Origin of the sequence: uncultured Porphyromonas sp., assembly GCF_934359325.1 — a bacterium.
GTDB lineage: Bacteria > Bacteroidota > Bacteroidia > Bacteroidales > Porphyromonadaceae > Porphyromonas_A.
Window position 1 is genome coordinate 1 of the sequence record NZ_CAKRLH010000045.1, and the last position, 11,131, is coordinate 11,131.

General features: G+C 55.1%; 12 protein-coding genes. 5 read left to right on the forward strand and 7 right to left on the reverse strand.

Annotated features, from left to right (window positions below; genetic code table 11):
- The 5 genes from Q0F21_RS03020 to fmt all read left to right on the forward strand — a co-directional run.
- A partial coding sequence (locus Q0F21_RS03020) for a DHHA1 domain-containing protein (RefSeq protein ID WP_297237284.1) occupies positions 1–246 on the forward strand: 246 nt, incomplete at its 5' end.
- A 7-nt stretch (positions 247–253) separates the two neighbouring features.
- A complete protein-coding gene (locus Q0F21_RS03025) occupies positions 254–1,294 on the forward strand; it encodes a 3-dehydroquinate synthase family protein (RefSeq protein ID WP_297237286.1) in 1,041 nt (346 codons plus the stop codon).
- 2 nt (positions 1,295–1,296) lie between these two features.
- Complete coding sequence (locus Q0F21_RS03030; RefSeq protein ID WP_297237288.1) at positions 1,297–1,902, forward strand: L-threonylcarbamoyladenylate synthase; 606 nt, start codon at positions 1,297–1,299, stop codon at positions 1,900–1,902.
- A complete protein-coding gene (locus tag Q0F21_RS03035; RefSeq protein ID WP_297237290.1) occupies positions 1,903–3,702 on the forward strand; it encodes a chloride channel protein in 1,800 nt (599 codons plus the stop codon).
- A 4-nt stretch (positions 3,703–3,706) separates the two neighbouring features.
- Positions 3,707–4,684 (forward strand): methionyl-tRNA formyltransferase, encoded by a 978-nt coding sequence (gene fmt, locus Q0F21_RS03040; protein ID WP_297237292.1) that lies wholly within the window; start codon positions 3,707–3,709, stop codon positions 4,682–4,684.
- Between the two features lie 60 nt (positions 4,685–4,744).
- On the opposite strand, the gene Q0F21_RS03045 is transcribed toward fmt, so the two are convergent.
- The 7 genes from Q0F21_RS03045 to Q0F21_RS03075 form a co-directional block, all read right to left on the reverse strand.
- Positions 4,745–5,164, reverse strand: a complete 420-nt coding sequence (locus tag Q0F21_RS03045; RefSeq protein ID WP_297237294.1) for a DUF5606 domain-containing protein — start codon at positions 5,162–5,164, stop codon at positions 4,745–4,747.
- A gap of 2 nt (positions 5,165–5,166) precedes the next feature.
- Positions 5,167–5,766: a dephospho-CoA kinase gene (locus tag Q0F21_RS03050; protein WP_297237296.1), complete on the reverse strand. Its 600-nt coding sequence runs from the start codon at positions 5,764–5,766 to the stop codon at positions 5,167–5,169.
- A 1-nt stretch (position 5,767) separates the two neighbouring features.
- Positions 5,768–6,829, reverse strand: coding sequence for a hypothetical protein (locus Q0F21_RS03055; RefSeq protein WP_297237298.1), 1,062 nt, complete (start codon positions 6,827–6,829; stop codon positions 5,768–5,770).
- Positions 6,830–6,859: 30 nt separating this feature from the next.
- Positions 6,860–7,186 (reverse strand): preprotein translocase subunit YajC, encoded by a 327-nt coding sequence (gene yajC / locus Q0F21_RS03060; RefSeq protein WP_297237300.1) that lies wholly within the window; start codon positions 7,184–7,186, stop codon positions 6,860–6,862.
- 36 nt (positions 7,187–7,222) lie between these two features.
- Positions 7,223–8,146: a transcription antitermination protein NusB gene (locus Q0F21_RS03065; RefSeq protein ID WP_297237302.1), complete on the reverse strand. Its 924-nt coding sequence runs from the start codon at positions 8,144–8,146 to the stop codon at positions 7,223–7,225.
- 464 nt (positions 8,147–8,610) lie between these two features.
- Positions 8,611–10,977, reverse strand: coding sequence for a hypothetical protein (locus tag Q0F21_RS03070; RefSeq protein ID WP_297237304.1), 2,367 nt, complete (start codon positions 10,975–10,977; stop codon positions 8,611–8,613).
- Between the two features lies 1 nt (position 10,978).
- Entirely contained in the window at positions 10,979–11,122 is a 144-nt protein-coding gene (locus Q0F21_RS03075) for an LptF/LptG family permease (protein WP_297237306.1), read from the reverse strand.
- Between the last annotated feature and the right edge of the window lie 9 nt (positions 11,123–11,131).

Sequence of the window (11,131 nt, forward strand, 5' to 3'; positions counted from 1 at the left end):
GGCGACTATGTCTTCGTGAGCGGTTCCAAGGATGAGGGCAAGGCACTCCTTACCGTGCTGATCAGCGATGGTCTCGTGGAGAAGGGGTATAACGCCGGCAAGTTGGTCAAGGCTGCCGGTCAATTCATCCAAGGCGGTGGCGGAGGGCAGCCCTCTCTCGCTACGGCGGGCGGAAAGCGACCCGAGGGGCTGCCAGAGGCTGTTGATTTTGTTCTGGGAGAGCTGGGAGTGAAGAAGAAAGAGTAATGTTTCGATGGAGTCACCACTTCGCTATACTCTCTTCGAAGACCTCGATGGGCTTCGGTGTCGGCTCCGGTCTCTGACGTCAGGTCGTCGGGCGATCTGGGTCACTGAGAGCCACTGCGCGGACCTTTGCCTTGATCGGATCGGGATAGAGTCCGCTGACATTGTGCTTCCTCCCGGTGAGGAGGCAAAGACGGCTGAGCAGCTGCTCCGACTCTGGAGTGGACTTTCAGACCTGGGTGCAACCCGAGGAGACCTGATGATAGCGGTCGGTGGTGGGGCGCTTCTGGACGTGGCGGGACTCTCCGCTGCGACCTACAAGCGCGGGATGGGACTGGTCTATGCCCCGACCACCCTGCTGGCGGATGTGGATGCCTCTATTGGCGGTAAGACGGCGATAGACTTTGAGGGCGTGAAGAATGGCGTCGGAACCTTTTACACTCCCGAGGAGGTACTGATAGCACCTGCGTTCCTATCCACACTCCCTGAGCTGGAGCTACTCTCCGGCTGGGGCGAGATCCTGAAGTATGCCATGCTGGCGGGCTTCTCCGTGGATGAGGACGTATGGGGGACGGCTGAGGTAGTCCCTTCTCTTATCCGACGATGTATTGACTACAAGATAGAGGTGGTCGCTTCGGATCCGCTGGACAAGGGCGGCAGACGACAGTTCCTCAACCTTGGTCACACCCTTGGTCACGCTTTCGAGGCGCTTCATCTGAGCAAGGGCGAGCCGGTGCCACACGGTATCGCCGTGGCTGCAGGTCTGGTTATGGAGGGGTACTTGTCACTACGGAGGGATCGACTGCCCCAGGAGGAGCTTATGCAGCTGGCGAGAGTAGTAAGGGACCACTTTCCTCCCGTCTCTATCCTCTGTACAGACTATGAGCAGATCCATGCGTTTGCCCGACAGGACAAGAAGCTACGCTCGGCTGAGGAGGGTATCCCGGTGGTGATGCTGGATGGCATCGGCATGCCTGCGCCCGCGGAGCTTTTTACACCCAAGGAGCTGGATGAGGCGATCGACTTTTACAGAGACTTTATGCAGATATAAATATGAAGAAGAGAATAGACGAAGAGCAGGAAGAGATGCCCCGCTGGGATCTGGAGGACCTGAGCGAGGCTGTCGCTACGCTGAAGCGTGGAGGTCTGATTCTTTACCCCACAGACACCATATGGGGCATTGGGTGCGATGCGACTAATGCTGAAGCGGTAAGCCGGATCTTTGCCCTGAAGAAGAGAGATGATGCGAAGGCACTCCTCTCTATCGTGTCCAGCGATGGGATGCTGGCACAAGTGGTCCGGACCATCCCAGACATTGCCTACGATATGATGGATACGGCGACGAAGCCTCTGACGATCATCTATCCTGATGCCATTGGCCTCGCTCCTAACCTCCTTGCTGAGGATGGCAGCGCAGGCATCCGAGTGGTGGGAGACCCCTTCTGTAAGAAAATGTGTGAGCGACTGGGCAGGCCTATCGTAAGTACCTCGGCGAACATATCAGGAGAACCATCGCCCGCTGCCTTTGCGGATATCAGTGAAGAAGTGCGCAATGGTGTGGACTATGTCGTGAGGTATCGCCAGGAGGAGCAGACGAAACATGTGGCCTCCAACATCATCAAGCTGGGACTGAGAGGCGAAGTAAAGGTGATCCGATAAATGCAAGCGACTGAGGTAAAGTCACGACCAAGCAAGCCATTCTCAGACTGGCTTCATAAGCACCTCCCTGAGGGGGTGCCGGTGACAGTGCTGGCACTGCTTACCGGTATCGCTTGTGCACTCGTGTCGGCATTGCTGAAGTGGTTTGTGAGTACGATACAGCAGTTCGTTATCGGACTGAATACCCATACCGACCTTTATCTCTCGTATCTCATCACGCCTGTGGTGGGGATCTTCCTCTGTGGTCTCTTTGTGAAGTACATCGTCAGAGATAATATCTCTCATGGGATCACCAGGGTACTCTATGCGATCAGCCGACGTCAGAGCCGACTGAAGCCCCACAACACGTGGACATCTGTCGTCGCCTCATCCATCACTATCGGACTGGGCGGCTCTGTGGGAGCGGAGGCACCGATCGTGCTTACCGGTGCAGCCATAGGTAGCAATATCGGGCGGCTCTTCCATATGGAGCACAGAAACCTTATGCTCCTTGTGGGATGCGGTGCCGCCGGCGCGATTGCGGGTATCTTCAAGGCCCCGATTACCGGACTGCTATTTGTCATAGAGGTGTTGATGATGGACTTCACCCTCACCAGTGTGATGCCTCTGATGATCTCATCCGTGACAGCGGCGACGGTTAGCTACCTAATCTTCGGTATGGGCGCCCTCTTCCCGGTGATGGCGGAGGAGGCTTTTACCCTCAATAGACTGCCCTACGTGGTTCTGCTCGGACTCTGTTGCGGTGGACTGTCACTCTACTTTACCCGATGCTCCTCGTGGCTGGAGCGAAAGCTTGGCGGCATCAGTACCTGGAGCGTCCGCTTTGTGATTGCGTCTCTGATCCTGAGCAGCCTGATCTTCCTCCTTCCTCCTCTATATGGCGAGGGATACGACATCATATCAATGCTGATGAGCGATCACCCGGAGAGGATCTTGGAGGGGTCGTTGCTGGAGAATGTCTCCGACTCATCCCATAGGAGCTTCATCCTCTTCCTCTTGGCAGCCATGCTACTGAAGATCTTCGCCACAGTGGCCACCAATTCCGGTGGCGGTTGCGGTGGAACCTTTGCCCCTACCCTCTTCGTGGGTGCATTCCTCGGATTCTTCTTCTCCTACATCTGCGGTGAACTGGGTATTGAGACCTATCTGCCCCATCAAAACTTTACCCTCATGGGTATGGCGGGACTGATGGCGGGCGTGATGCATGCGCCGCTGACCGGAACCTTCCTCATTGCGGAGCTCTCGGGGCAGTACAATCTCTTCCTACCACTCCTGATAGTGTCGCTGATTTCCTACGGCTTCATGCGGATCTTCACGAAGTACAATATCTACGCAATGAGACTGGGCGAAGAGGGGCAACTGGTAACACACGAGAAGGACCGGGCAGTGCTGACACTGATGGACGTGGAGGATGTTGTGGAGAAGAAATTCAAGACCCTGCATCCGGAAGAGACCCTCGGTGAGACAGTAAAGACCTTCACGGAGAGTCAGCGCAATATCTTCCCGGTTCTGGACGATGATGACCACTTAGTGGGCATTGTGATGCTGGACAATATCCGAAATATTATGTTCCGCCCCGACCTTTATGAGAGACTCCGAGTGAAGAAGTTTATGGTAGAGCCGGGGATCCGAATCAAAACGAATATGCAGATGGAGGATGTGATGACCATCTTTGATGACTCCGGACTGTGGAATCTCCCGGTAGAGACTCCTGAGGGGAAGTATGTCGGCTTTATCTCCAAGTCGGCTATCCTCAACGTCTACCGGAGAGTGCTTAACCTCAACTTTGGTGACGAATAAGACAATGAAGATCGTATTTTTTGGCACACCCGAATTTGCAGCCTACTCTCTCCGCTCGCTCGTAGAGCATAATCGGGAGGTGGTTGCTGTAGTTACGATGCCCGACAAGCCCAAGGGGCGTGGCCATAAGCTTCAGCCCTCAGACGTCAAGCGTACGGCTCAGGAGCTCTTGCCCGAGGTCCCAATTCTCCAGCCGGAGCGGCTTCGAGACGAGGAGTTTCTGGAGCGCCTGCGAGAGATCAATGCTGACCTCTTTATTGTCGTCGCCTTTAGGATGCTCCCCGAGGAGGTCTGGGATATGCCCCCTCGTGGGACGATCAATCTCCACGCCGCCCTCCTGCCTAAGTACCGCGGAGCGGCACCGATCCAGTGGGCTCTGATCAATGGCGAGCAGGAGACCGGTGTCACCACTTTTCTCCTCGATAAGGAGATAGACACCGGACGTGTGCTTCTCCAGGAACTTGTGCCGATCTCAGTAGATGAGACAGGCGGGACACTACATGACAAGCTTATGGTCATCGGTGCTAAGGTGATCGAGGAGACGATCGACCTGATCGAGCAGTCTGAGGAGCCGAAGGAGCAACTCGGTCATCCTCAGCCGGAGGATGTCTCTCACTTGCCGATGGCTCCAAAGATCTTCAAGGAGGAGCAGACCATCCGCTTCACCTCGATGACTTCAGAGGAGATAGATCGACGTGTGAGAGCCATGGCGCCCTACCCCAAGGCTGTAGCCCTTTTCCACGACGAGACTACCGATACAGAGGTCGAGATCAAGATATTAGGCGTGCGTATCTGGGAGAAGCCGATCCACTGTGATCTCGCATCCGGTGAGCCTCTCGAGACAGATGACAAGCGGCTGTTCGTTGGTACAGCCAGGGGCACTATAGAGGTGCTAGAGCTGCAGTGGCCCTCAAGTAAGGTGATGCCCATGAAGGCATTTCTCCTCGGTCACTCACCGTTCCCCCTGGGGACTTTTCTCTAATAAAAAGCGGAGCGTTCATCAAGAGCGCTCCGCTTTTTGTTTTACGAGAGTGTAAGTACTTCAGTCCTCCTTCTCTTCCTCCTCAGAGGGCATAAAGGAGTCCATACCCTTCTGTCGCAGGATCTGGTACCACTTAGCCAGCTTCTTAATGTCGCTCTGATGGATCCGCTCCTGGTCCCAATTGGGAAGAGCCTTGTCCATAAAGTCCTTAAGTGTCTCGGCACTCTCGGAGACAGACTTAGCATCTGGGATCTCCTCCCCAAAGGTCTCGTACATCCCCTGCATCACCTCAGCCAGTGGCTTCTCCCCTTCGGTGGTGTACATAGAGATATTGCTGAGCAGGCTCATCTTCTCCCGGCCAAAGACCGGCATGCGACGTCCGGTCTCTAATTCCTCCACTGTGTAGGGAACTCGTGAGCTGTTGATAAAGAGGAAAAGTCCGGGCTTGCCGGAGATAGAGACGATTTCTGATAGTTTCATGTCTAACGATGATTGATTTCTGTGATGATTCGCTCGCACTGATGGATCAGCGAGTCGGATCCGTTGTTATAGATTGTGTAGACCGCCAGTCGTTCTCTGAGATCAGCTTCCTTGAGCTGCAGACTACTCATTGACTTGTACTGAGTAGCACCGTGGGTACGATCCCTGAGTTGTGTTCGCCGGGATCGCAAAGCTTCTTCAGCATCTACTTTGATCGAGCAGTCCACGAACATATTCATGCTTGAGGAGAAGAGGATCCCCGACTCCAGTATCGCAAAGGGCTCCGCTAACTCGGAAAGCCAGTGGGCAAAGTCCTCCCTGACAGCTTCATGAATGATCCCCTCAAGCAGCGGTCTAAGGTGATCGTCATGCAAAGCGCAGGAGAGAAACTCCTTATTCAGCCGACCATCCCGATCAATAGGATCCTCATGCAGTAGCGAGGTGATCTCAGACCGGACTACAGGATCCCGATAGAGGGCCTTAGCTCTAGAGTCACAGTCGTAAGTTGGACAGTCAAGGAGTAGCCCGAGGAGTCTCCTCACCACGCTCTTACCGGATCCGATGCCACCACAGACACCTATGACGTATGGACGTGAGTTCATATCACTTCCTCTCACGGAGGATGAAGTCGAGCCGGTCGGGCACCACCTGGATCATATCCACCTGGGAGGGGACATTGGAGACGTGAACCGTCAGAGTCTGACCACCAGTTCCACCAAATACCTCTCGAGCGTCGATGTATAGACCGGGGTCAAAGAGAGTCTCTTCCCCCACTCTATCCTTGGGTACCAGATAGGTCACAGTGACTTGTAGCGGGATCAGACTCAGGTCATATCCGGGCGGGAGATTTCGGATCTCAATGTCAGAAGTGGTAAAGCTATGATAAACCAGTTCGTTGGTCATCAGGACCACATCGACCGAGTCGGGACGAGCATCAATACCGGGCGGAGTCACCACAGCGACACGTATGGTGTCACGCCCAGGGTTATCTATCCTCAGACCGATCGTATCCGTGGTGAGGACAGCTCCTGTCGCCATGAAGTCCTCGAGATCACTCTTTACACCAAAAACCCGTACCGATGAGGGTATAAGGCTGATGGTATCGGCGAGCTTAAAATTCCGATGAACTCCGAAGTCGATCTGACTACCAAATAGCACCTCAGACTTACCCTCGCTCAGAGGCTCGTAAGAGAAGGCTATCTCCTCAGGATAGATCTTAAGGTCCGTCGAGGTATTGAGATCCATCCGCGAGACTTCATGGAGAGGCTTACTCAGGAGCAACCGCTTGAGATCCCCCTCCCTCAGTCGATACTGTCCCCCCGCAGCCAGCAGATGAGTGGTATCCACGGTAGGTCGCACTCGGTAGGAGGGTCGACCGATCTGATTGATGGTATACCTCAGTAGGGAGCCGCCCTTAGTGTGAACCTTGACGTAGACCACCTCTGGGTACTGGGAGAGATCGGTCATCCGGTAGTTGGATGGGAGGATCGGCTTATCCAGCTGGACAGCAATCTCCTTGGTATAGCCCCTCGGGTCATCGATCGCTGCGACCAGCCAGAAGAAGACTGAGATGAGCAGACAGATAGAGAGTGCCACCCACCGCCTATCTCGCATGAAGTAAGCGGTGAATCGCCCCTCTCTCAGCCAGCGTCTAAGTCCTCTCATTCTCGTCGACTAAGCGAAACCGGAGAGACCTTACTTTGCGTCCTTGTCCTTTCCGACCTCCTCGAGAGAGAAGATGTTATTGATATCGACCTTGACCTTTACGCCGTCCCACACCTCGAGCGTGACCTGACCATTGGTCTTATTGATCTCGCGGATGATGCCGTACATACCTCCGCTGGTGATCACTTTATCTCCTGCCTTCATTGCCTCGCGAGCCTTCTGCAGCTCCTTCTGCCGCTTCGTCTGCGGGCGGATCATAAAGAAGTAGAAGATCACGATCATCAGCACGATCATGAAGATGCTCATAATGGCGTTTCCCTGAGGCGCCTGCGCCTGGAGAAGTATTGCTTGTAACATATTATCCTTTTGTTAGGGATTAGAAATATTGCTGTATCAGTCTCCGATGATCTTGCCCTCCTCCTTAAGGTCTGTGAAGAGCCTAAAGAGGATGCCATTGATGAAGACGTAAGAGTTGTCAGAGCTAAAGGAGTGTGCGAGATTGAGATACTCATTGATGGTCACCGTGGTTGCTATGGTCGGGAAGGCGACAGCCTCAGCCATCGCCATCTGCAGGAGCAGATAGTCCACCTCGCTCACCCGTTCGGCGTCCCACCCCTTGAAGTATCCGCTGATCCTCTCCCGGTAAGCCTCTTTGTTGTCAATGGCAGCTCGTAGCAGTGTCGAGCCAAAGTCGCCATCGCTCTTGGAGGCAAACTTAGGGCGGAGGAGATCTGAGACCTCCTTGTCAGGATCCAGACCGTTATAAAACTTGGTGACAAAGGAGAAGATCACCGGCAGATCGGCATCTGTGACAAAGGCATCCGTCGTCTCCAGGATATCGTAGACCCTGTCAGACTGCCGATACTTGTCCCCATACAGATTACGGTAAAACTGTCTCGCTCCCTCAAAGGTCTCCAGCTGAGATGCTCTAAAAGACTGCTCATCGAGCAGCTCTGACAGAATGGACTCGTGGGACTCGCTCATCTCAGGATTATGGAAGACCGAGGTCGCCATCCGTCGCACAACGAAGTCCTGGTCACTCTCGATGTGCTGCACCACAGGATTGCTCTCCAGTGCTCTCAGCAGGGAGAGGCGATCCGGATCTGGGGAGAACTTTCCTTCCTCGATCCCAATAAGCTTCCGAGCCAAGTCTGAGAAGTCCAGCGGCAAGCCGCAGAGGTAGAGGTAGACCCTATAGTCGCTCTCCATGGCCGCCTCCAGAGTCTCCTGGGCAGCCGAGATCGACATCGACTCCTTGTGATAATAGTTGTAGAGTACCTGCAGTACCTTGACACGAATGAGCGATCGATTGATCATTACTCTTACTTATTGGTTTCAAATTCAAGCCGGGAGACAGATGCTACCGCTCTGGTCGCTAACCTATCTCTTGGTGAGACAAAGTTACCACTTTTCACTGTTATAAGACCTTTACTGATCACCCCTGGAGTTTCATCCCATCGGAATTGGAGTTCCACCCTATTGGGACTGGAGTTCCACCCTATCGGGACTGGAGTCTCTCCCACAAGAGACTGCCCCGCATGCCCAGGGCTGACTCACTTGAGTTTTACAGCCCCCGGATCCCGTAGGGGCGGAACCCCGGAGGGATAGTCGCCTTTTAGCCTGGTGAGACCTTGGGTAAATCCAAAAACGTCAGCCCTTTCACCCGATCAAATGTGTCTCCAAACTAATACCGATATTAGTGAAGTCTATTACCGGTATTAGTGCAAACTATTACCGGTATTAGTGTCGACTAATACCGGTAATAGTTTGCACGCCTACATTTAAGGGTCTACGTCGTAGTAATAGCGGAGAGAGGGGATGCCGGAGGTCTTCACCCACCCTGCCACAGTGCTTTGCATAAAGGTGCGAAGGGGCGACAGCGCAACGTCTAAGGGGATGAGAAGCGTCACGCGGAAGCCAAATGAGGCAGCTCGCTTGCTGACCGGAAGAGGTGTCGGTCCCAAGATCTGTACTGCAGGAAGCAGCCGGGACAATTCGCCTGCCACTCGGTCGGCAAACCTACTGATCAGGGGCTGACTCTTCCCCTCGAGCACTAAGTCCGTGATACGGCAGAAGGGCTGGAAGAGCAGCTGATGCCGCTCCTCCATCTCATGCTCTATGAAGGTCTGATAGTCGTCCTCCAGGAAAGCATCAAGCACAGGGGACTTGGAGAAGTACTGGATGATCAGCCTGCCTCCGTCTCGCAGCTCATCCCTGCAGGAGGTCAGCATCCGGTAGGCTCGCTCAGCAGCCCGATGATCGGGGAGGGTAAGGAGGAGATCTAGCTGGATCACTCCCACCATCGAGACCTGGCGCAGGAGGCGGACGGGCGGATCGTAGTCCGGACAGAGCATGATATCTGCCATCGGCACCCTGTCGTCCGACCCTACGGTAGCGACCTGCGCACCGGCGAAGTAACGGCTCACAGCCTCCTGCAGCCGCTCGATGCCTGTCCCGACCGCTCTGAGAGATGGGTGATTACAGTGTGGACAACTCGCGGGGAGCGGTGACTTGTAGCCGCAGAGAGGACACTCGATGGTTCTGGCGTCGGCGGAGAGCCTACAGGCGGTGTGGCAGCGGGGGCAGAGGATCTGCTCGCCACAGTCCTGACACTCGATGGATCGGGCGTACCCGGGACGCTGATAGAGCAGGAGCACCTTCTCTCTCTTCGCTATCGTCTCCCTAATGGCACCGACCATAACGTCTGAGAGAAGTCTGGCCTGGACCTGATTGTCATCAAAGGCAGTCCTCATACTGACCGTTTGTAGCGACACCCTACCCTCGGATGGTGTGGAGACTGCCGTCTGGAGGGCATACTTTCCCCTCAGTACCTGAGCCATGGACTCCACAGAGGGAGTAGAGGAGACGATCAGGGACTTGGCTCCGGACAGAGCAGCAAGCACCAGCACCGCATCAGAGGCGGTAAAGCGGGGTGCAGGCTCCCACTGCCTATACCCCCGATGCTCGCTGTCTATCACAACCACCTCACTTAGAGACCCCAGGGGCAGCCAGACTGCCGACCGTAGTCCCACATAGAGTCCGGGTCGCTTGCGCCATGCTGCCAGATAGGTCCGCTGTCTGTCCGACAGTGAGACCCCGGTATGGTAGGGAAAGTAGGATGCCCCAAAGACCTGTCTTATCTCCCCCTCAACCTCTCTGAGCCTGTCTAATGTAGGGAAGAGGAGCAACACCTGTCCTCCCGCCTCGGTGACCTGCTCATAGAGATGGCGTAGCGGAACTCGCTCGTCTGCCCTGGAGTGAGGCATGTGGAGCAGTAGGATCTGATGGTCTCGGAAGTCAGGCGTCACCCCATTTAGGTTCGGTTTCTTGCCCGGGGTCCCCTCGGAGAGCACTTCTTCCCTCGCTCTCTCCTCGATCACCCCATACTCTCTCAGCCGTCCGATCACATATGAAGAGACGCCAAGGTAGTCGCCAACCTCAGTAAGTGTGGGGAAGAAGAGGTTGCTCCCCTCCAGGTCGGATACCAAGCGATCCAGTGCCTTAAGCACCTGGGGACTTCGCTTAAGCGATTTCCTCACCTCCTCCAGCATCTCAGGCTGATAGACTTGGGCGCTGACGCCCCACCCTCTCTCGTGAGCAGGGATCCCGGCTACACCGATACCCTTCTCGTACGGGACGGCACTCCCCTCCTCAGACCAGGAGGAGAAGAGATCGGCATAGTCGTCCGGGAAGAGTTGCCTCAGTTCCTTTAGTGAGAAATAAGACCGCCCCAGCTCTTTCCTCAGAGTCTCAGCTTCCTCTCCCCCCACTGTGTCCGGTAGCATATAGCGCTGTCCCCCTTCAGGTCTAAAGGAAGCCGGCAGGGCTGCGCGGAACACATCGCCAAGGCTGCACATATAATAGGAGGCAACCCAGCTCCAGAACTTCCGCACCGACCCGGGAATGACAGGATGAGAGAGCACCTTACGAATGCTCTTCACCTTGCCCAAAGGAAGCGGAGAGACTGTACCCTGATAGCTCCAGACCACGCCGGAGACAGTCTTCCCGGCTCCCAGCGGCACCAGGACCACACGCCCGAGCAATTCCTCAGGCGAGGTGTCATCCTCTTCGAGCCGATAGGTAAATATCGGCGACTCGAGAGGGAGCCCAAGCAGCACCCCGTAGTACCTGTAGGTGCCCTTTTTCATCTCACCTCGGGGCGCGCCAGTAGAGGAAAATTGCGATTGGGATAAAGATCAGATTGGGGAGCCATGCGGCCATGAAGGGGGACATGGCGCCACTGATGGCGTAGGAGGCAGAGATGGTGTAGAAGAGGATGTAGGCAAAGGCCATCAGAAGTCC

Bases quoted from the DNA above. Each gene is read 5' to 3' on its own strand.
- Q0F21_RS03050 (WP_297237296.1), bottom strand. From the start codon at position 5,766: ATGAACTCACGTCCATACGTCATAGGTGTCTGTGGTGGCATCGGATCC.
- Q0F21_RS03075 (WP_297237306.1), bottom strand. From the start codon at position 11,122: ATGGCCTTTGCCTACATCCTCTTCTACACCATCTCTGCCTCCTACGCC.
- Q0F21_RS03055 (WP_297237298.1), bottom strand. From the start codon at position 6,829: ATGAGAGGACTTAGACGCTGGCTGAGAGAGGGGCGATTCACCGCTTAC.
- yajC (WP_297237300.1), bottom strand. From the start codon at position 7,186: ATGTTACAAGCAATACTTCTCCAGGCGCAGGCGCCTCAGGGAAACGCC.
- Q0F21_RS03030 (WP_297237288.1), top strand. From the start codon at position 1,297: ATGAAGAAGAGAATAGACGAAGAGCAGGAAGAGATGCCCCGCTGGGAT.
- Q0F21_RS03065 (WP_297237302.1), bottom strand. From the start codon at position 8,146: ATGATCAATCGATCGCTCATTCGTGTCAAGGTACTGCAGGTACTCTAC.
- Q0F21_RS03070 (WP_297237304.1), bottom strand. From the start codon at position 10,977: ATGAAAAAGGGCACCTACAGGTACTACGGGGTGCTGCTTGGGCTCCCT.
- Q0F21_RS03025 (WP_297237286.1), top strand. From the start codon at position 254: ATGGAGTCACCACTTCGCTATACTCTCTTCGAAGACCTCGATGGGCTT.
- Q0F21_RS03045 (WP_297237294.1), bottom strand. From the start codon at position 5,164: ATGAAACTATCAGAAATCGTCTCTATCTCCGGCAAGCCCGGACTTTTC.
- Q0F21_RS03035 (WP_297237290.1), top strand. From the start codon at position 1,903: ATGCAAGCGACTGAGGTAAAGTCACGACCAAGCAAGCCATTCTCAGAC.
- fmt (WP_297237292.1), top strand. From the start codon at position 3,707: ATGAAGATCGTATTTTTTGGCACACCCGAATTTGCAGCCTACTCTCTC.